Below are 20,826 nucleotides of genomic sequence, written 5' to 3' on the forward strand. Positions count from 1 at the left end.
GACACTTCCTGCACGCTCATCACAGCTCCTGCGCGAATTTGGTGGAGAGCCTGCTGAAGGTGATTTGTCCGATGACCAGCACCAGCAGCGAAATCACGGCGCCCACGGGCAGCCAGAACGGGATCAGCCCGGGAACCAAGGCTGCCGCCGGCGCCGCCGCCTGGGTCTGGTTCAGGGTGGGTGTCCAGAACGACCAGTGGAAGATCTGCACGGCGATGGTCATCGGGTTCAGCTGGTAGACCCAGAAGAAGCGTCCCAGGACGTGCTCGACCTGGCTCCACAAATACAGCACCGGCGAGGCCCAGGTGACCATCATGACCAGCAGGTCGACGAGGTTTTCGGAGTCGCGGAAGTAGACGTTGACGGCACCAAAAAAAAGACCGAGGCCGACGGCGAGCACGGAGACCATGGCGAAGGCCGCCACCACAGCCAGCAGCTGCCAAATGGACGGGCTCCAGCCATTGAAGAAGCACACGATCAGCAGAATGACCACCTGCGGCAGGAAGTGTACCGCGGAAACCCAGACGCTGGCCACCGGAAAGAGTTCCCGTGGAAGGTAGATCTTCCGGATCAGGTCCCTGTTGCTGATAATGGAGCGGGTGGAGTTGCCCAGCGCCTCGGTGAAGAAATTAACCAGCACGATGCCGGCAAAGAGGTAGATCGGGTAGTTCGGTGTGGATCCCTGGACATTAAGGAACAGCCCGAGCGCCACGTAGAACACGGCGAACTGCAGGCCGGGTTTCAGGTAGGACCATAAGAGCCCCAACGCGGACCCGCGGTACCTGACCTTGATTTCCTTCATCACCAGCAGCTTGAGCAGGAAACGGTTCCGGTAAACGTCCCGCAGTCCGGCGCCGCGGCCGGGGTAGGTCAGTCCGGCTTCTGCAGCGCTCACTTGCGCTCTGCGGGCCCTGACGGCGCGCGGTCGTCGGTGCGGGAATGGCTGTCCGTCTGGGTGTGGATCTCGAAGGTCTTTTTCCACGCCTCGAAGGATGTGATCTGCGGCAGAGCCGCGCGGTATTGCTTGGCCAGCTCGTCCCATTCGCGGAACAGCCGCGCGTGCAGTCGGGCACTCTTGGCCAACATGTCCTTCATGACTTTGGGATCCCGCTGGTACCAGGAGGCACCGGTCCCTTCGGCATTGGAGACGACCACGGAGTCGTAGCCTGCCAGCCGCCACCACCTGTTGTCCCGGTGCGCAAGGTAGCCCTGCGGACGCTCGGCGGAGGAGGCCGCAGGGGCCTTCAGCAGCTGCCGGGCCATGGTTTTAGCTGCCCACGGAATCAGCTGCTTCTTCGACGGCGAGCCTTCCGCACCGCCGCCCTGCGGACCGCGGCCCAGCCGCGGGGCGGGGAAGTCATCCACGTCGTCCTTGATTTGGGCATCCGGGTAGGCGGCCTTGAGCGCGTTGAGCTGCGGCAGCTTGGTCGCCAGCTGGGAATGCAGGGCGTCTGGCCCGTTGAGAATGTCCTCCAGCGCAATCAGTCTGCCGTGCTGGGTGAAGTACTGCATGGAGATCAGATGTTTGACGTCGTTCTGCACGGATTCGCGCATCACGCGCCCCCCCTTGCCGAAGGGGCTGTGCAGCAGCGCGGTGATCGTTCTGTTGCGCTCGTGGAAGTAGGACTGCCATCCCACCAGATCGTCCTTGTCACCCCAGGACATGTGCCAGACGGCTGCACCCGGGAAGGAAACGGTGGCGAAACCGGCCTCGCGGGCGCGCAGACCGTACTCGGCGTCGTCCCATTTAATGAAAACCGGCAGGGAGAGTCCGATGTCGCGGATCACAGCCGTGGGAATCAGGCACATCCACCAGCCGTTGTAATCGACGTCCACCCGCCGGTGCATCCACGGCGTCTGCCGCAGGTTGGCGAGGGCAAAGTCGTGGCGCAGTTCCATGTCCGTGTGCGGCAGCGCGGGCTGGATGCGGTACGGGTCCACCACCTCACCAAAGGTGTGCATGGTGGTGCGGTTGTACAGATCGAACATGTGGCCACCGACTATTGTCGGTTTGCGGCAGTAGTCGGCAAAGGTCAGCATCCGGGCGATGCTTTCGGGCTCGATCACCACGTCATCATCGAGCAGGAGCGCATAGGCGCTGCCGTTCTCCACCGCCTCGAACATCCCGCGGGCAAAGCCGCCGGAGCCGCCGAGGTTGGACTGATTGATGATGCGCAGTTTGCCCTTGAGCTGCTCGGCCACTTCCGCAAAGCCCGGTTCCGCTTCCACCTTGCGGGTCCCCTGGTCGACAATGAGGATTTCGCTGACGTTGGTCAGGATTTCCGGATTTGCGGCCAGAATCCTGGCATTGTTCAGGCAGTAATCGGGCTTGTTCATTGTCGTGATTTCGAGCGTGACGTTACCCGGGACGCCGTCGCCCGCCACGGTGTCGGTGAGCCATGCGGCCTCCTCCAGCACCAGGTCATCGGCACCGGCTGCCAGATCGAACCAGTACCAGCCGCCGTCGCCGAAGGGCTTGAGCGTCAGCTCAAAGCTGTTGCTCTGCTCCCCGTCCACCCGCCGGCTCTCCACCCGCTGCACAACGCCCCGGGCGTTGGATTTGTAGACAATGACCGCTCCGCGGCCGGACGTGCGCACCTGCAGCCGCACCGAGCCCACCGTGGTCCAGCGGCGCCAGTAACTCGCCGGGAAGGCATTAAAGTAGGTGCCGAAGGAAAGCCGCGCTCCGCTGCGGACCGTCATGGACCTGCGGGAAATAAAATCCTCGAAATGCGCTTCCGCCGGGGTGGAGCTGATGAGGTTCAGCTTGTCTTCGCGCTTCTTTGGCAGCCGGTACATGCCGTCGTCCTCGATCAGCCGGACGCCGTTGACCGATCCGGCGTCCACGTACAGCGCCACCGTGTCGACGTGCCCGTCGGCGGGAAGGATAACCCGCTGCAGCACGGACGGGGTCCTGGTTGAGGTGCTCATGCGTCCACTCCTCCGCTTTCGAGTTTCGCTCCGCCGGTAAAGTGCGGCTTGATCTTGTTGTCGAACATGCTCAGGGCCGAGCCGATGGCCATATGCATATCGAGGTATTTGTACGTTCCCAGCCGGCCGCCGAAGAGCACCGATTCCTCACCCCTTGCCAGGTCGCGGTAGGCGAGCAGTTTGGCGCGGTCGCCGGCGGTATTGACCGGGTAATACGGCTCATCACCGTGCTGGGCGAAACGGGAGAACTCGCGCATGATGACGGTGGCGTCCTTGGTGTATTCCCGCTCCGGGTGGAAGTGCCGGAACTCGTGGATGCGGGTGTATGGCACGCCGTCATCCGGGTAGTTCATCACCGAGCAGCCCTGGAAATCCTCCACCGGGAGCACCTCCTCCTCCAGATCGATGGTGCGCCAGGACAGGTTCCCTTCGGCATAGTCGAAGTAGCGGTCCACCGGTCCGGTGTAAATGACCGGTACCTGACCGGCGACGGCGGCACGGCCGTATGCGCCGTCGTCGAAGAAATCGGTGTTCAATATCACCTCGATGTTCGGGTGGTCCGCCATCCGCTCGATCCAGGCGGTGTACCCGTCCACCGGCAGACCCTCGTGAGCGTCATTGAAGTAGCGGTTGTCATAGGTGTAGCGCACCGGCAACCGGGAAATGATTTCCGCGGGCAGGTCCTTGGGGTCCGTCTGCCACTGTTTGCCCGTGTAATGCTTGATGAAGGCCTCATACAGCGGGCGCCCGATCAGCTGGATTCCCTTGTCGTTGAGGTTCTGCGGATCCGTCCCGGCCAGCTCGCCGGCCTGCTCCTGAATCATTGCCCGGGCTTCGGCCGGCCCCATCGAGGCGCGGAAGAACTGGTTGATGGTGCCGAGGTTGATCGGCATCTGGTAGACCTCGCCGTTGTGGCTCGTGTGCACCTTGTGCTGGTAGTCCGTGAATTGCGTGAACCGGTTCACGTACTCCCAGACGCGTTCGTTGGAGGTATGGAAGAGGTGCGCGCCGTAGCGGTGCACCTCGATTCCGGTCTGCGCTTCTCTTTCGCTGTAGGCATTGCCGCCGATGTGATGGCGCCGGTCCAGCACGGCCACCTTCAAACCCAGCTCGGTGGCGGCGCGTTCGGCAATGGTGAGGCCAAAAAAACCCGAACCGACGACGACGAGATCAGCGTTCACAAACTCTCCTGTGCATATGCGTGCGGGCACAGCAGTGCCCGCGTCTACGGATCAACGTTACCTGACCTTCTGGCGCGTCACCCATTGGCCCGCCGTGATGGGAGCCAGGACGGGGCTAGGCCGGGACCGGGAGCACCGGGTACGCCATCCGTCCTCCACACCGGTCCGGGAACCCGGACGCGGCCACAATTCGCGGCCGCAGGACATCCCTGGCAATGGGGTTCTTCTAGCGTGGATGAAAACGGGACGCACGGGCTGGAGGCGCAAACGGAGCCATGAGACTTGAACTGACCGTCGTCTCGGCACCGGGCGCCGCGCCGGGCGACCCGGTGGAGCTCAGCGCCGATGTCCCCTTTGGTGCAGGCGGCTCCGTCCTTGCGCTGGATTTCGCCGGACGGTGGCCGAACACCGTCTTCAGCCTATCCGGTCAGCCGTTGTCGGCCCTAGTGGCGGGGACTCCCCCACTGGTCAATGGTGCCGTCCTGGTGGCCCGACCCGCCGGAGCGCCCGGTTCGCCAAAAGAGTCCATCCGGCGGAAGGGCCCGGCGCTGGTGCTGGCCGTACTGACAGGTCCCGACGCCGGAGCTGTCTTTGCCCTGCGACGCGGCAGGTACCGGATTGGACGGGGGCGGGTGGAAATATGCGTTCAGGATCCGGGACTTTCCCGCGTACATGCCGAACTCGAGGTGGGCGAACGCGTCATTACGTTGCGGCCGGCGGTCCCGACCGGCCACTATCTGGTGGACGGTGCTGCGCCCCGGTGGCCGGCAATCACGGTGGGCCGGGTCATCAGTTTTGGGTCGACCAGTCTGATGTTGACCTTCCTTCCGATTCCGAACGTCCCGGCAACGGGCACCGAGTGCGGCCCGCTGGTGATTTGCCACCCGCACGGTGGGCTGCGCGGTAAGGGGACGCTTTTGGCCACGTCTGCCCTTCCGCTCATGTTGGGCACAGGGCTGGCATTGCTGACCGGGCAGTGGATGTTTATGGCCTTTGCAGCGATGTCGGCTGTCACCGCCCTTGTGCCGCTGTTCGGCGTCCGGCACCGCCGGAGGTTACGTCAGGAGCTGGCGTCCGCCCTTCGGCTGGACAGCCGGCGCAGGAAGGCAGGGGCGCCGTCGGCCGCGAGCCTCGTGCTGCGCGGGCTCACCCCGCCCGGTCCTCTCTTCCCGGATGATGCTTCGCTCCCCCGGTCCCGCGGCTTTCCGGCCAACGGCCGCGGTGACGGCTCCCCCAGCTCCTGCGGCAGCGACGGGAGTCAGATGGGCGCTGCCGCGGGGGCTGGCCCGGTCCCTGAAATCAGAAGCGGCACCGGTGGGGGCGGCTCCCGAATTGGCGACTCCCGAATAGAGTGCGACGTCGAAACCTTTGCTGCGCTGGCAGTGCACCTGCGGGTGGGGACGGCGGACCAGCCGGCTAACATCGTCACTGACCCTCCGGATGCACACTTCACCCCACCCCTCTTGCCGGTCATGCCTGTGGTCGTGGCACTCGGGGTGGCCCCCGGCGGCCAGTCCGGCGGCCTCTCCTGCAGGATCCCCAGCGGCTCAGGCGCGAGCGTGCTCAGGGAACTGAACATTTCCGGCCCACGGGAGGCTATTGCCGGGCTGGTCAGATTTCTGCTGATGCAGCTCGATTCCGCCGGAATCCGCACCGTAGTCGCGGGTCCGGCCGATACCCTGCCGCTGGCCGCACGGTTTCTGCCGCATGTTTCAATCACGGCCGATGCCGGCACTCTCGGTGCACAGCTCGACCGGCCCGGCCCGGTCGTGGTGATTCAAACCGATGCTCTGCCCGGCTTGGCTGGCAGCCGTATCCTCCCGGCCCGGAAATACAATTCGCCGCGCGGGGTCTACGTCATCCGCTGCCACCCTGCGGCAACGGTAACCCAGGCAGCACCAGGAGCAGAAAAGACGGATGGAGCGGAACCGGCAACAGGACAGGGGGAGGAGACAGATGCGACAGGAACGGCCGGTGTCGGCTGGATCCGGCTCGGCACAGCGGGTGACGGTCCGCACGGGCTCCTGGGCTCGACAGCATTCGAGCCTGATCTGGTCAGCGCCGGGACTTTCGACCGCTACGCGCGACGACGCGCCGCGGTGGCCGGGGCATGCGCAGCTGACCTGCTCCCGGAGACAAGCGACAACGTCGTACCCACGGAGTGCCCGTTGATCGGGCTGGTCGGAATCAGCGCCGAATCGGTACTACATAACTGGTCGCGGCACGGTCCCGCGGCGCTTGCGGAAATTGCGATTGGGGTGGCTGCCGACGGTCCGCTGCTGCTGGACCTGGACCTGGAGCGGGACGGGCCGCATCTGCTGGTGGCAGGCACCACCGGCTCCGGAAAGTCGGAGCTGCTGCGTACTTTGGTGGCCAGCCTGGCGCTTTCGCACCCGCCGACGGTGTTGTCGCTGCTGTTTCTCGATTTCAAGGGCGGATCGGGGCTGGGTCCGCTTGCGGACCTTCCGCATTGCACCGGCCTGGTGACGGATATCTCTGGGCACGGACTGAACCGGGTGTTGACCTCACTGCGCGCGGAAACCCGTCGGCGGGAGGGCGTCTTTGGCCGGGCGGCAGCCGACGACATCCGCAGCTACGCGTCCAGCACAGCCGAGGGGCTCCCGCCCGTTCCCCATCTTGTGATTGTGATCGACGAATTCAGAATGCTGGTGGAACAGGCGCCGGATGCCATGTCGGAACTGATGCGTATTGCCGTCACCGGCCGTTCGCTGGGGATCCATCTGGTGATGGCAACCCAGCGGCCGCAGGGTGCCATCTCGGCCGATATCCGCGCCAACGTCACCACAAGCGTTTGTCTGCGCGTGCAGTCGGGCTACGAATCACTGGATGTCATCAATTCCCCGCTCGCCGGGGCCATCCCCCTCACGCTGCCCGGCAGGGCTTATATCAGCCGTGGCGGATCTCCGCCCATTGAATTTCAGACTGCTGCGCTGGGAACTCGGCAGCCGCCGACCGTGGGTCCGCGGATCCGGCCTGCGCGGCTTGCGGCGCAGGAGCCTCCTGCCGTCCGGGGTTCGGCCGGGCCAGCCGCTATGGCAGCGGCACTGGAATTGACCAGGCTGCTCGCGGCGGCCCAGGCACTGACGGGACAGACGCTGCCGGCCGCCCCGCTGGCACCGGAACTGCCGGCGCTGCTTTCGCTGGAACAGCTCCCCAGATCCGCGCCGGGCCAGATTCCGCTGGGCCTATTAGACCTGCCCGAACAGCAGTACGTCGCCCCGCTGACATGGGATCCGGTGCAGCAGTCCCATCTGGCGCTGATCGGTCCCGCGGCCGGTGCGCGGACCGCCATCTGCAGTCTGGCTATAGGACAACTGCTGCGATGCCGGCATCTGGATCCATGGCTGTATTGTCTCGACGGAGACGGATCCTTGGCCGCGCTGGCCCCCTGCGCTGCCGTCGGATCCCCGACCGCCCTGGTTGGCAATACCGCCGTGGGCTCCTATCTGGAACCCGTGGACCTACGCTCCGCGGCCCGGCTGCTGCAGTTGTTGGCCGGCGCTGCTGATGCACCCCGTTCGGCCACGACGGCGGCGGAAAACGTTCCGGCGCCGCTCATTCTGGCGGTCACCGGGTGGGGACGCTGGCTGTCCGCCATCCGGTCCGGGCCCTGGCCCTGGTGCGAAGACCTGCTGGCGGATATCGTCCGTGATGGACCGGGTTCCGGCGTTACCGTCATCATCAGCGGAGAGCGTGAGCTTGTTACCGCCCGGTTCATGGCAGGCATCCCAAACCGGGTCTTCTTACCCATGGGCGCCAGCGCGGAGTCGATGCTGGCGTGGCCCAGACTGCCCGCGGTGCCTGCCTGCTCGGGACGGGCACTGGTGATGGGGAAAATCGCCGACGATGTAGCCGGACCTGGGTCCGCTACCGGCAGCCATGCGGCCCAACTCGCTCTTCCCGGGGTGACAGCCGACGGCGACGCCCCGTTCGGTGTTCGGCCGGAGCTTCCCAAGGTTCCCCAGCCGCACGACAACCCCGTGCGGGACGATTCACTACGGGTCGATTCACTGCGGGACGATTCAATAGGGGCCGGTTCAAAACTGGCCAGTCCCCCGCGGGGCAACGCCCCGTTCCGTGTCCAAGCGCTGCCGAAGGAGGTCCTCGTCGACGATGTCCGTGCCGCGGTGCACCTGGCTAAAGCCGGAGAACCGGATTCGGGAAGCCTGCTTCTGGGCTTGGGTGGAGATAACCTCGACCCTGTTTTCGTCCGGCTGGAACCGGGATCCGTGCTGTTGGCCATCGGACCACCACGCAGCGGCAAGACCACGCTGCTGGATGCGCTCCCCGCGCTGAATCCGGGCGGCTTCGACTGGGTCTGCCCGCCGCGTGAATTCCGCACCGCAGGGGTGTCGGAAAGGGACTACCTCCCCGCAGCAGCGGAGAGCAGGCGAAACGGGCGGGTCCTGGCGCTGCTGCTCGATGACGTGGAGACCCTGTCGGAGGCCAGTCAGGCGGCTATTTACCAGCTGCTGGGGGTCGGAGCCGTAGTCATCGCCACGACAGACTCAGGTCAGTCCGCGCAGGGCCGGTTTCCGCTGGCCGTACAAGCACGCTGCCATGGGCAGGGGCTGGTGTTGGCCCCGCGCCGGCCGTCGGACGGAGACTTCTTCAACTGCCGGATAGATGCCCACGGTCAGACACCCCCGGGCCGCGCGGTGCTGCTGGACCGCGGCAGCATGAATTGGCTGCAACTCCCCGGGTTACACGATCCCCGCTTCAAGAACAGCGGTGACAGGACTTGAGGAGCCAGGTTAGGTTTACCGGACAGGCAATAACAGGCCCCGGCGTTTACAGTACCGGGCGTTTACAGTACCGGTGGGGCGCCGCCGGAACGCAGCGTGAACGCGACAACCTTGGGCGTGAAAAGCAGCACCAGGACCATCAGCGGCGGGACCAGCAGAAGCAGGCCGGGCAGAAGGAGCCCACCGACGAGTGTGGGGCCGGCGATTGTCAGCATCAGCAGCTGCCAGACAAAAGCCGCGGCACGGGTCCACCGGAAGCCGCGGTAGAGATTGACCGCCACGGCGCCGAGACCGACCCCGAGACCCAGCAAAAGAACCACCATGAAGATCGAGCCGCCTAGGGACTGGGGTACGGACGTGAGCAGGCCAACGATGTACCAGATGCCGGCGCCCAGCAGGGCAAGACCCTCCAAACCCACCACCCCGGCGGCGAGCACCACGCCCCCCGGGCGCACCGGCCGGTGGCCGGCCGGCGGCGTTTTCGCCGGGACGTCGCCGGGCAGCTGAGGATCATTTACTGGAGGTGTTGGCACAAGGGCACACTACCTGAGATTGCCTTGGGATAGCTTCGACGCAACTGCTGGACCCGGCCTGCGGGGCTTGCTCCGGTGCGCGGTGTGATGGATCGTACACCTGCGAACGCGACTTTCCCGGTACCAACCCCTTGTTTACGTCTCGTTAACATGACACGCTTGTTTAAGTGACCAAGGGGGCCCCAGAGGCCCTTTTCTTATGCGGCCGCACGTGAATGTTTTCACAAGGCCTGCCGCCCCGTTCCAGAAGGAGAAATGTGATCAGCATGGACTGGCGTAACCGCGCGGCCTGCCTCGACAAGGACCCGGAGCTGTTTTTCCCTGTCGGGAATACCGGCCCCGCCCTGCTTCAGATCGAGGAAGCCAAAAGCGTGTGCAGGCGCTGCCAGGTTGTTGACACCTGTCTCCAGTGGGCTCTCGAGTCCGGCCAGGATGCCGGAGTCTGGGGCGGCATGAGCGAAGACGAACGCCGCGCCCTCAAGCGCCGCGCCGCGCGCGCCCGCCGCGCCAGCTGACGACCGGCAAACAACCGCGGGACCGGATACCCGGATCCGCGGTTTTTTTGCACGTAGTGTCGGAGCAGAGAGGGTCAGCCGCCGCGGCTGATCAGGGCCATCTCCAGTTCGACCGTAGTCCCCCCGCCGTCCCGCGGTGACCAACGGATGGATCCTCCGAGCTCGCTGGTGACCAGAGTGCGGACTATCTGCAGGCCCAGGCCCTCGCTGTACGGTCCCTCGGGGAGCCCCACACCATCGTCGGACACCCAGATGTTGAGAATTTCCTCTCCTGCGTCGTTCACACTCCTGTTGGCCTTGAGCCATACCGTGCCTTCCCTCCCCTGCAGGCCGTGATCCACCGCGTTGGTGACCAGTTCGTTGATCACCAACGCCAAGGGCGTCGCAAAATCACTCGGCAGTTCACCGAAAACGCCCTCGCGCTCGGTGCGGACCCGCTGTGCAGGCGAGGCCACCTCGGCGGAAAGCCGGAACTGCCGGCCGATCAACTCGTCAAAATCGACACTTTGCGCCAGCCCCTGGGACAGCGTTTCGTGCACCAGGGCTATCGTCCCCACCCGCCGCATAGCCTGCTCCAGACCCTGTTTTCCCTCTTCGCTTTGCATCCGGCGCGACTGCATGCGCAGCAGCGCCGCCACGGTCTGCAGATTGTTTTTCACCCGGTGGTGGATCTCCCGGATCGTCGCATCCTTCGTCACCAGCTCCTGTTCGCGGCGGCGCAGTTCCGAGACGTCGCGGCAGAGCACCACCGCTCCGAATCGTTCGTGGCTGTCGCGAAGCGGTATCGCCCGCAGCGACAGGCTGACGCCGCGGGACTCGATTTCCGTCCGCCAAGGCATCCGCCCGGTCACCACCAGCGGCAGCGTTTCGTCCACCATTCGGCGGTCCTTGAGCAGCCCCGTCGTCACCTCCGCCAGCGACCTGCCCTCTAAGGATTCCGCGTCGCCCAGCCGGCGGTACGCGGAGACGCCGTTGGGGCTGGCGTACTGCACGATCCCTTCGGCATCGAGCCGGATCAGCCCGTCACCCACCCGCGGGGCCCCTCGGCGCGAACCAGTCGGAGAGGCAAAGTCAGGCCACAGTCCCAGCGTGCCCATTCGGAGCAGATCGTAGGCGCACTGCCGGTAGGTCAGCTCCAGTCTGGACGGCATCCGCGAACTTGACAGGTCCATATGCGTCGTCACTACCGCAAGCGTCCGCCCGTTGCGGACCATTGGAACGGCCTCCACCCGCATGGCCATATCCGTGTTCCAACCACTCGTATCGCCGGACCGCTCAATAACCTGGCTGTCCCAGGCCTTGCCCACCAGGGGCAACAGGTCACTGCGGATCGGATCCCCTACGAAGTCCGAGTGGAACACCGTGTGCGTGGTGGAGGGCCGGACATGGGCCAACGAAACATAGCCGATGTCCGGCTGCGGGAACCACAGCGCCAGGTCCGCAAAGGCCAGGTCCGCCACCAGTTGCCAGTCCCCGACCAGCAGATGCAGCCATTCCGCATCCCCCGGGCCGAGGTTGGCATGCTCCCTGATCGGGTCGGTGAAAATTGCCATTAAGTGACTCCTAGGAGCGCTGATCAGGGAAGAGCATGCCGGACGTCAGTGCCGCACGATCGACCGCAGGAGCCTCAATGCTACCGACAGGGACGCCATATCATCTTGTTCAAGCTGATTGACTTCGTCGAACATCTTCCTGGCCCGTCCCAGCTGCTCTGCGTTTTGGGCCTCCCAGGCCGCTATCCGTTCCGCGGCAGGCAGACCCCGCTCGGTCCCGTGCATCACGGCGACGGTCATGTCGGCCGTCGTTGCATACAAGTCGTCGCGCAGTGCGGCCCGGGCCAGGGACTGCCACCGGTCCTCACGCGGCAGTGCCGTGATCCGCTCCAGCATGCCGTCCACGCCGAAGTGGTTATACAGCGCAAAGTAGACGCGGGCCACGTCCCCGACGGGCTCTTCGATGCGGCCTGATACTTTGGCTACGTCGAGAAGCGCATAGCTCTCGAACAGCTGCGCCCAGCGCTGGCCCAGCTCCCCCGGCACGTCCCACTCGTCGGACCGCTGCTGCCAGGCCTCGACTCTTGACTTGTCGGCACCCTTCAGGAAGCCGGGAAGCTCGGCACGCAGGCCGGTGACCACGGGGGCGAACTGCCCGACGACCTCCTCGATCCGGCGTCCGTCGGTACCCTGATTCGCCAGCCAGCGGACCCCACGGTCCAGCAGTCGACGAATGTCAAGTTGGATGGTGCACCAGTGCGCGGTGGGGAACGACGGCGGCAGCGCGTTCAGTGCCTCGAGCATGCCGTCCAGCTGGTAGATCTCACGCATGGCCACAAAGGCGCGGGCGATGACCGCCTCGCCGACCGAGGTCTCCTCCATGGCGCGGAAGGCAAAGGTAATGCCGCCGATGTTGATCATGTCGTTGGCCACGACCGTGGCTATGATTTCCCGACGCAGCGGGTGAGTGTCCAGCTCGGCATCGAAGCGTTCCGCCAACTGCTTGGGGAAGTAGTTGCGCAGGGTTGTCCGGAACCATGGATCGTCGGCCAGGTCGCTGGCCCCGAGGGCCCCCGCCAGCTCGATTTTCGCGTAGGCGACCAGCACCGCAAGTTCGGGCGAGGTCAGACCCTGTCCGCTCTCCAGCCTGGTCTGCAGGGTTCCCGTGGTCGGCAGCGCTTCGATGTCGCGCTTGAGGTCCGCCGAGGATTCCAGCCAGTCCATCAGCCGTTCGTAGCTCGGGGTCGCTTCGACCACCCGGGCCCTGTCGGCGAGCAGCAGAATGTTCTGCTCCACGTTGTCGGCGAGCACCAGCCGGCTGACCTCGTCCGTCATGGCGGCGAGGAAGTCCGCGCGCTCGGCCGGATCCAGCTTTCCGGCCGCAACCATCCGATCCACAAAAATCTTGATGTTTACCTCATGGTCGGAGCAATCCACCCCCGCGGAGTTGTCGATGGCATCGGTATTAAGGATTACCCCGGCCAGCGCGGCCTCGATGCGTCCGCGCTGGGTCATCCCGAGGTTTCCGCCCTCCCCGACCACCTTGACGCGAAGGTCCCGCCCGTCCACGCGGATGCCGTCGTTGGCCTTGTCGCCGACCATGGCATTGGTCTCGGTGCTGGCCTTAATGTAGGTGCCGATGCCGCCGTTATAGAGCAAGTCCGCGGGCGCCAGCAGAATGGCCCGCAGCAGTTCGGGCGCGCTGAGGTGCTTCGCGTCGTCAGGCAGGCCAAGCGCGGTGCGCACCTGATCGGAAATCGGGATGGCCTTGAGCTGACGTGGGTAGATTCCGCCGCCTGCACTGATCAGCGCGGAATCGTAGTCCGCCCAGGACGAACGGGGCAGTTCGAAGAGTCTGCGGCGCTCGGCGAAGGAGCTCGCCGCGTCGGGATTCGGATCCAGGAAAATGTGCCGGTGGTCAAAGGCCGCCAGCAGCTGTACATGTTCAGAGAGCAGCATGCCGTTACCAAAGACGTCCCCGGACATGTCCCCAACCCCGACGACGGTGAAGTCCTCGGTCTGCGTGTCCACGTCCAGCTCGCTGAAGTGCCGCTTGACTGATTCCCAGGCTCCGCGGGCGGTGATGCCCATGGCCTTGTGGTCGTAGCCGACCGATCCGCCGGACGCGAAGGCGTCCCCGAGCCAGAATCCGTATTCGGCGGACAACGAGTTGGCGATGTCGGAGAAGGACGCGGTGCCCTTGTCGGCCGCGACGACAAGGTAAGAATCGTCGTCGTCGTGCCTGACCACCCGGTCCGGCGGCACCAGCCGCTCGCCATCGGCACTGGTGACCAGATTGTCAGTAATATCCAGCAGGCCGCGGATGAATGTCTTGTAGCTCTCAACGCCCTCGGCGAGCCAGGCGGCGCGGTCGACGGCCGGGTCGGGCAGCGCCTTGGCAAAGAATCCGCCCTTGGCGCCGGTAGGGACGATGACGGCGTTCTTGACCGTCTGGGCTTTCACCAGCCCCAGCACCTCGGTCCGGAAGTCCTCGCGCCGGTCGGACCAACGCAACCCGCCGCGGGCCACCTTGCCGAAGCGCAGGTGCACGCCCTCCACCCGGGGCGAGTAGACCCAGATTTCGAACTTCGGACGGGGGAAGGGCAGTCCCTCGATCATGGTGGGGCTGAGCTTGATGCTCAGGTACGGCTTGTCCTGGAAGTAGTTGGTCCGCAGCGACGCCTCGATCAGATTGGCGAGTGTCCGCAGCACCCGGTCCGCATCCAGGGTGGGGACCTGTTCCAGCCCCGCAGCCAGTGCCGCGCGCACCTCTTCAAGCCGCGTGGCCCGGGTGTCGTCGCTGAGATCCGGGTCAAAACTTGCGTCGAAGAGCTCCACTAGGGAGCGGGTCACGGCGGCGTTGGCCAGCAGCGTGTCCGAGACGAAACCGTAGGAATTGGTGTTGCCCATCTGCCGCAGATATTTGGCATAGCTGCGCAGAATCACAATCTGCCGCCAGCCCATGCCCTCGCGCAGGACGAGCCTGTCGAAGGCGTCCGATTCGCTGGCCCCGGTGATCGCGGCCCCGAACGCCTCCGTGAGCAGGCCGGCGGTGGCCAGCGGATCGATTCCCTTGGGATACCGCAGCCCCAGATCGTACAGGAAGAAATCCCGCCGGTCCGCCGTCCTGATTTCGAAGGGACGCTCGTCAAGGACCTCGAGGCCCAGGTTGTGGAAATACGGCAGGATCTGACTCAGGCTCTTCGGATCCGCCATGTAGAGCTTGATCCGGGCGTCCTCCTCCGGCTCGGCTTCCGCTCCTTGCGGAATGTAGATGTGGGTGCCGGGCAGACAATGCGCGACGTCTCCGCCGGCGGTCTGGAGCGCATTGTAGGCGGTGTCGAATTCCTCGAACCGGCGGATATCCTCCAGCGCCTCTTCGACCTCAAAAATCACCCGATAGCCGGCCGGGAATGCGTCGGACCATTTCGCGGCCAGGTGCTTGGCGCTTTCGAGCCGGTGCGCACCGCGGAGCACTTCGCTGATGCCTTCGGGCCAGGAACGGGCGGCCATGACCAACCGCTGCTCCAGCGCGGCGGAATCCACCGTGACCAGCTCTTCTCCCTTCGGCAGCCGGATCCGGAAGAAGAGCCGGGCCAACGCGGATTCGCTCATCCGCGCCTCAAAATCAATGGACACCGCGGCGAACGTGCTGGTCAGCTCCGCTTCGATCCGGTGCCGGACGGCCGTGGTGTAACGGTCTCTGGGGATGTAGATCAGAGCGGACATGAACCGGCCGTAGATGTCCGGGCGCAGGAAGAGCCGGGTCCGCCGACGCTCCTGCAGACGCAGAATTCCCTGGGCCGTGGCGATCAGGTCATCGACCTCGATCTGGAAGAGCTCATCCCGCGGGTAGGTCTCCAACACAGCGAAGAGATCCTTGCCGGAGTGGGAATCCGGCGGAAACCCGAAGTGCCGCAGCACGGCGTCGACCTTCTCCCGCACCACGGGAATGTTCCGGACGCTTCCGGTGTAGACCGTCGAGGCGAACAGTCCGATGAAACGCTGCTCTCCGTTGACGTTTCCGGCCGCGTCAAAGGACTTGACGCCGATGTAGTCCAGATACGCGGCGCGGTGGACCGTGGAGCGGGAATTGGCTTTGGTGATGACGAGTGCCCGTTTTTCCCGCGCCTTGCGCCTGCCCGTATCGGTCAAATGTTGGACGTGCCGGTTGCCGCGGTCGTCGCGGAGCAGGCCCAGTCCGCTGCCTTCCCTGTTGACCAGAACGTCCTCGCCGTTTTCCTGCACGAGGTCATATTCCCGGTAACCGAGGAAGGTGAAATTGCCCGCATCCATCCAGTGCAGCAGGTCTTCCGCTTCGCGAAGGTCGACGATGGACTCGGCAGCGGAGACCTCGGCCAGCAGACCGGCGCGGCTCAGGGCGCGCTCCCGCATCTGCTGCCAATCCTCCACCGCCGCCCGGACATCGCCGAGGATTTTCGTGAGGCCAGAACACAGTTCCGCGTTGACGTCGTCGCCCACGCGGTCAATTTCGACGGCGATCCAGGACTCCATGAAGGAGGCGTTGTCGCCCTGGGAAATGAGAGCGGAAAGACTGGGCATCGCCGCCGTGTCGCCGCTGGCAATGCCGACGTGGGAGGGCACCCGCGCCACGTGGACCAGCTCGTTGGTGTCCCGGTTGCGAGTCACCACGAACATCGGGTGCATCACCAGGCGGATGGCGGCGTTTTGGCGGACCAGCTCGGCGTTGACCGAGTCCACCAGAAAGGGCATGTCATCGGTGACGATGTAGACAACGCTGCGGTCAACCTCGGAGGAAATGTGCACCTTGGTCTCGCCGGGTGCGCGGTCCCGGGCCAACCTGCGGTGCTCCTGCACCCGGTCCTTAAGTGTCTGCGGATCATAGGCCCGCGAATCTTCAGCGGCCAGCTGCTCGTAGTAGTCAGCGATGAATGTCTCCATGGCCGAATTATCCAGCGTGGTATCGGCCGAGTTGATTCCAGACGACATGAATAAACGCCTCCGTGACAGTTGTTGAAGGCCGCCTCATTGCGGCCCGATTCCGAGCCTAGCGCGAAATCCCCAACCGTGCTGTGGCCCTTCCGACAGCGGATCTTCGCCTGTGCTGGACGGGTGCACAAACTATCCGGGACACTGCCGTCCGGAGGGCCGAATCCGGCGCCGCCTCCAGCAGCAGCTGCCCGGCACTAAGGGTTTTGTCCGTTGCGGCCGGATCCCAGGGCAGGAAGTGGCCGATCCCCAGTGGCGGCCCAAACCGGTCCCAGGCCAGTTGCAGCGCACGCTCGGGCCCCCTGCCCGCGGCCGACGTACGGACCTTGTTGAGCACCACCGAAATGTCCGCGGCGAAGGTCAGCCCGGCGAGCTCGGCTAATCCGCGCACCAACCGCGGCAGCCCGACGGCGTCCGCGGCGCCGACCGCGTAAATGCTGTCCGCCGCGGCCAGGGACGCGAGCGTGGCAGCATTGCGGCGCGGGGCCAGAGTGTCGTAGCTGAGCTCCTCGTCCGACTCCAGACAGAACCCGCAGTCGATCACCGTCACCTCGGCAAGTTCCCGGCAGACCGCCAGCACCCCCTCTAGCGCCGCGGCCCGCAGTTCCGGCCATCTGTCCGCCCGGGTCAGCCCGGTCAGCACACGGATATGTCCGCCCCTGAAGACGACCGGGGTCGCCACGGTGCGCAGCCCATCGGCGGTCAACAGCCCCTGATCGGCCAGCCGGCAGGCCTGCGCCAGTCCCGCCGATTCGTCCAGCAGCCCCAGACTGGCACTGACGGTCGGTCCATAGCTGTCCGCATCCACCAGCAGGACGGACAGCCCCGAGGCCGCTAGCTCGGCGGCAATATTGACGGCAACCATGGTCCGGCCGGGTGCCCCGGTCGGGCCCCAGACGGCCAGGATCCGCGCTGCGGAAATCGCTTCCGTGCCGCCGTTCCCAGTGGGGTCAGGCGGCGCGGCTTCCCCGGTGTCATGCCCCGGCGGCGGTTCTCCGCGTCCGGCCGCAGGATCCAGCCGCGATGTGGCCGTCGCCGGGTGCGCTTGGGCACCGCTGGTTCCCCGCCCGGGCGTTCCCGCAGACGTGGCGACCGCCTCACGGATCTGCCCGGCCAGCGTTGCGGGATCCGTCGTGCTCGCCGCGACCAGAGCACCGATGCCGCGCAGCCGGCTGACTTCACCGCCGTCGTCGGCCAGTACGACGACGGCGACGCCGACGGCCGCCAGCCGGTCCACGAGGGTCGCCGTCAGTTCCTCCGAACCGGCAAGGACGACGGCGGCCCGGGCCAGCCCGCTCTGACAGGCAGCCAGCAGTTCGGTCAGTTCACCACAACGCCGCACCACCGTGACCTGGCCGTGCAGTTTCTCGAGGCCGCCGATCAGATCTTGTGTCGTCTGACCCACCGTCACGACAGGAATCTGCATTATTGTCCGCCTGCGGGGTTCCAGACCACGGCGATCTTCGCCTTGTTCGCCTGGGCGCCGAGAAGTTTGGGCATCTGGGCCGTTGTCACCAGCACATGCAGTTGGGTGGTTTTGTTCCCGCCCAGCGCCGATGAACCCGGAGTGAGTTCGGAGATTTCCGCGCCGGGCAGCAGCAGTGCCGGCTCACCCTATCCGTTTTTGCCGTCCGGAACAGAAATCCACACATCCACCCGTGAACCGACCGCCACTTCCTTCGGGAGCGCCTCTTCGACGCTGATGGCCGCCGGTTTTCGTCCCAGCGCGTCGGCCGTGCCCATGCTGGATTTGGCCAACAGCTCACCTCTCGGCACCAGACGGACGGCCATTTGTCCGGCCGGAAGGGGATCCGCGGCCACTGCATACATGCCCTCCGCGTCCCCGAGCCGGACCCGAACGGTGGTCAATTCGTCCGGAGTGATTTTTTGTCCCAGCCCAATGTTGTTCCTGGCCGCGTACACCTCAGTTGTTTGGTCGGCCCCGCCCACGAGCGCCACCACCGAGGCTATCGAGGCCAGGACAAGCAGAATGCCGACCAGCAGCCGTGGGTCTTTCCAGGAGGGCTTTTTGAGGCGGGCCGCCGGGGTGGAAACGCCAAGGCTCATCTGCACTCCCCCGAAGGTTCCCGTGGCGCTTCCCCGGTCCGCGCCTTTGCGGTCCTGGTTCGACCCGAATGATTTTCCTGCCTGTGTTCCTAGTTCTAATGGTTCGCGGCCCGGAAGGAAAGCCCCGGGGCGGAAAATGTGCAAAACCGCAGCATTGGTCACCGACGGAAACCGTCGGCAAAAACGGTCATGCAGGACCATTGAGCAAGCCTTGGGCAAATCCATTGGACAGGACCATCGGGCGAAACTTCCGGCCGAGGTAAACCGTCCAAGGTATCCGGGGCCCCCGAGAGGGTTGTGGACATCAGCATCAAAGGGGCGCAAACGTGGCAGGATGAAAGCATGCCACGCTTTCTGACCCTTTCGGACGTTGCGGAGCAACTGCAGCTGTCCGCGGCCGCCACGTACGCCCTGGTGCGCAGCGGCGAACTCGCCGCCATCCAGATCGGCGGCCGGGGGCAGTGGCGGGTAGAGGAATCCAAGTTTGAGGAATTCATCCAGGCGCGCTACGCGGCGACAGAGCAGCTGTTGGCCGCATCGAAACCTGCACCAGCACCTGACGTGGGGTCATCCAGCCGTCGCCGAAGCTGAGGGACCGCCTCCAACGGCTCCGCCTGCCAAGGCGCCGGCGGCTAAGAATCGGCCTGCCAAGACGCCGCCGGCAAAGGCGCGGTCGGCAAAGGCGCGGTCGACAAAGGCGCGGTCGGCTAAGGCGCGGTCGGCTAAGGCGCGGTCGGCTAAGGCGCGGTCGGCTAAGACAGCGTCTGCCAAATGCAGCCTAGGGGCGGCCGTTGTTCCGCGAGCTGACGGCCATCAGAGCGTCAAAAGGAATTGCATAGCTGGTGAGCACGTTGCGCTGGCGCCGCGGTTCGCCGTCGGCGGTCACAGCAAGCTCCACGTAATCGGAACCAACCCGGTCGAAGACACCGGAGAGCGGGCCGGCATGCTCCGAGTCCTCCAGATACAGATGAACGGCCGCTCTGTCGCGCGCAAGCGTCCGCAGGACCGATGCCAGCGAATGGCGGACCTTGCCGACCGGCTTGACTGCGGTCCCGGGCAGGCCCGAAATCCGAATCACGGCGTGCAGGGGCACCAGCACTGAACGGTTCCCGTCGGACATCAGCAGCCACCCGTGTCCCGTGCAGGCCAGCGTACCGCTGAGCTGCAGATTACCCTTCAGCAGCAGCGTCAGAGGGGCATCTACGCCGCCCCGGAGCCTGTCCGCCAGCCCGATTGCGGAGTCCTCGATCCGCGCCATTTCCGTGACACCCGCATCACGTTCCAATTGCTGCGCAGCATCCAATTGGTCCTCCATATCGCGAAAAAGCGAGTCCCAGCGCATGCCGCCAGCGTACGAGAGCCGGCCGGACGGGTCAACAGTCGGTCCACAGGGCGTCAACACAGGGATGGAGTTACCCACAGCCACCCCTCACCTCTGGACACAGCCATCCAAAGAAGTCAAAATCTATCAAAGAGCATCAAAATGGTTCAGAATAAGGCGGCGCGGGCTAACGGTGGAAGGAGTGCGCATCGTGCGAAAGCAACTGCGGGAAGATGCGGCCATGGCCGGGACCATACTCCTGCTGGGAGTCGCACTGGTCTATGTCGGGACCGTGCTGCTCCAGCGCTGGCTCGTGCAGGGCCGTCCTGGACGGACTCCCGGGTTTGAGGACGCGCTCGGAGCCGTGTCGGCGGCGATTGGATCCGCCGTCGTCCTCTGGTGGCTCTTTGCCCTACTGCTGGCCCTTGTTTCCTGCGTTCTGCACCGCACCGGGCGACGGCGGCTGGCCGGCGCTGCCGGGCGCCTGACACCGGCGTTTATGCGCAGACTGGTTCTGGCCGTCCTCGGGGTCAATCTGCTCTGCGCGCCCTTGGCTCACGGCGCTGAATCCCCCGTTGATCCGCTGTGGCATCCTGCCGTGGCCACCACCGCCCCGGCCGCCCCGGTCCTTCCCGCCGCGCGGACGGCCGTGGACCCGGTGACACCGGGTGCTCCGGAACCGCCGAGCCCGCTCTGGAAGCCGGAGGCACCCGTCGTATTCCCCGGGCCGCTGGCGCCGGTCCCCAGCCGTCCGCCGGACCAGATGCCGTCATCACGGGGTGAACAGACCCCGGCATCACCGGGCGGTCACGCCGCGGCGCAGCCGGTCGCACCAGCGGCCAATGACGCAGGCTCCGAGGACGCGAATATGGTCGTGGTGAGGGCCGGCGACAGCCTGTGGACTCTCGCCGCAAAGCAATTGGGTCCTTTTGCCACCGACGTGGAGATTGCCCGTCAATGGCCGCTCTGGTACCGCATCAACCGCGCCGTCATCGGCAGCGACCCAGGGCTTATCCTGCCGGGGCAGATTCTGCAGGAGCCCTGACAT

13 protein-coding genes are annotated in these 20,826 nt (G+C 65.4%); 4 read left to right on the top strand and 9 right to left on the bottom strand.

Features of this window, described 5'->3' with window-relative positions; translation table 11 throughout:
- Nucleotides 1-19: 19 nt before the first annotated feature.
- Genes ACLLJI_RS14455 through glf form a run of 3 tightly spaced genes read right to left on the bottom strand, consistent with a single transcriptional unit; the run spans nt 20 to nt 4,112 of the window.
- Nucleotides 20-895: an ABC transporter permease gene (locus ACLLJI_RS14455; RefSeq protein WP_434613517.1), complete on the bottom strand. Its 876-nt coding sequence runs from the start codon at nt 893-895 to the stop codon at nt 20-22.
- On the bottom strand, nt 892-2,931 hold the full coding sequence (locus ACLLJI_RS14460) for a glycosyltransferase (protein WP_434613520.1): 2,040 nt from the start codon (nt 2,929-2,931) through the stop codon (nt 892-894). Before ACLLJI_RS14460 ends, ACLLJI_RS14455 begins: the two co-directional genes overlap by 4 nt.
- Nucleotides 2,928-4,112 carry a UDP-galactopyranose mutase gene (gene glf, locus ACLLJI_RS14465; protein ID WP_434613523.1) on the bottom strand — a complete coding sequence of 395 codons (1,185 nt, stop codon included), beginning with the start codon at nt 4,110-4,112 and terminating at the stop codon, nt 2,928-2,930. Before glf ends, ACLLJI_RS14460 begins: the two co-directional genes overlap by 4 nt.
- A gap of 275 nt (nt 4,113-4,387) precedes the next feature.
- Between glf and ACLLJI_RS14470 the strand changes: the two genes are divergently transcribed.
- Nucleotides 4,388-8,878: an FtsK/SpoIIIE domain-containing protein gene (locus ACLLJI_RS14470; RefSeq protein WP_434613526.1), complete on the top strand. Its 4,491-nt coding sequence runs from the start codon at nt 4,388-4,390 to the stop codon at nt 8,876-8,878.
- 62 nt (nt 8,879-8,940) lie between these two features.
- Here ACLLJI_RS14470 and ACLLJI_RS14475 read toward each other — a convergent pair whose 3' ends face one another.
- Nucleotides 8,941-9,411: a hypothetical protein gene (locus tag ACLLJI_RS14475; RefSeq protein ID WP_434613529.1), complete on the bottom strand. Its 471-nt coding sequence runs from the start codon at nt 9,409-9,411 to the stop codon at nt 8,941-8,943.
- A gap of 266 nt (nt 9,412-9,677) precedes the next feature.
- On the opposite strand from ACLLJI_RS14475, the gene ACLLJI_RS14480 reads away from it, so the two are divergent.
- Nucleotides 9,678-9,926 carry a WhiB family transcriptional regulator gene (locus ACLLJI_RS14480; protein WP_214427045.1) on the top strand — a complete coding sequence of 83 codons (249 nt, stop codon included), beginning with the start codon at nt 9,678-9,680 and terminating at the stop codon, nt 9,924-9,926.
- A gap of 74 nt (nt 9,927-10,000) precedes the next feature.
- Here ACLLJI_RS14480 and ACLLJI_RS14485 read toward each other — a convergent pair whose 3' ends face one another.
- From ACLLJI_RS14485 to ACLLJI_RS14500, 4 genes are all read right to left on the bottom strand, one after another.
- Nucleotides 10,001-11,479, bottom strand: a complete 1,479-nt coding sequence (locus tag ACLLJI_RS14485; RefSeq protein ID WP_283560282.1) for a sensor histidine kinase — start codon at nt 11,477-11,479, stop codon at nt 10,001-10,003.
- Between the two features lie 45 nt (nt 11,480-11,524).
- On the bottom strand, nt 11,525-16,390 hold the full coding sequence (locus tag ACLLJI_RS14490) for an NAD-glutamate dehydrogenase (RefSeq protein WP_283560283.1): 4,866 nt from the start codon (nt 16,388-16,390) through the stop codon (nt 11,525-11,527).
- Nucleotides 16,391-16,448: 58 nt separating this feature from the next.
- Nucleotides 16,449-17,816: an AAA family ATPase gene (locus tag ACLLJI_RS14495; RefSeq protein ID WP_434613534.1), complete on the bottom strand. Its 1,368-nt coding sequence runs from the start codon at nt 17,814-17,816 to the stop codon at nt 16,449-16,451.
- A 188-nt stretch (nt 17,817-18,004) separates the two neighbouring features.
- A complete protein-coding gene (locus ACLLJI_RS14500) occupies nt 18,005-18,457 on the bottom strand; it encodes a hypothetical protein (protein WP_434613537.1) in 453 nt (150 codons plus the stop codon).
- 342 nt (nt 18,458-18,799) lie between these two features.
- Between ACLLJI_RS14500 and ACLLJI_RS14505 the strand changes: the two genes are divergently transcribed.
- Complete coding sequence (locus ACLLJI_RS14505; protein ID WP_434613540.1) at nt 18,800-19,048, top strand: helix-turn-helix domain-containing protein; 249 nt, start codon at nt 18,800-18,802, stop codon at nt 19,046-19,048.
- A 187-nt stretch (nt 19,049-19,235) separates the two neighbouring features.
- Here the strand turns inward: ACLLJI_RS14505 and ACLLJI_RS14510 are convergent, their stop codons facing one another.
- Entirely contained in the window at nt 19,236-19,760 is a 525-nt protein-coding gene (locus tag ACLLJI_RS14510) for a hypothetical protein (RefSeq protein WP_434613543.1), read from the bottom strand.
- Between the two features lie 229 nt (nt 19,761-19,989).
- Here ACLLJI_RS14510 and ACLLJI_RS14515 point away from each other — a divergent pair, with 229 nt between their 5' ends.
- Nucleotides 19,990-20,823: a LysM peptidoglycan-binding domain-containing protein gene (locus ACLLJI_RS14515; protein WP_434613546.1), complete on the top strand. Its 834-nt coding sequence runs from the start codon at nt 19,990-19,992 to the stop codon at nt 20,821-20,823.
- The last annotated feature ends 3 nt before the right edge of the window (nt 20,824-20,826 follow it).

Source organism: Arthrobacter sp. A5, assembly GCF_051131705.1.
Taxonomy (GTDB): domain Bacteria; phylum Actinomycetota; class Actinomycetes; order Actinomycetales; family Micrococcaceae; genus Arthrobacter_M.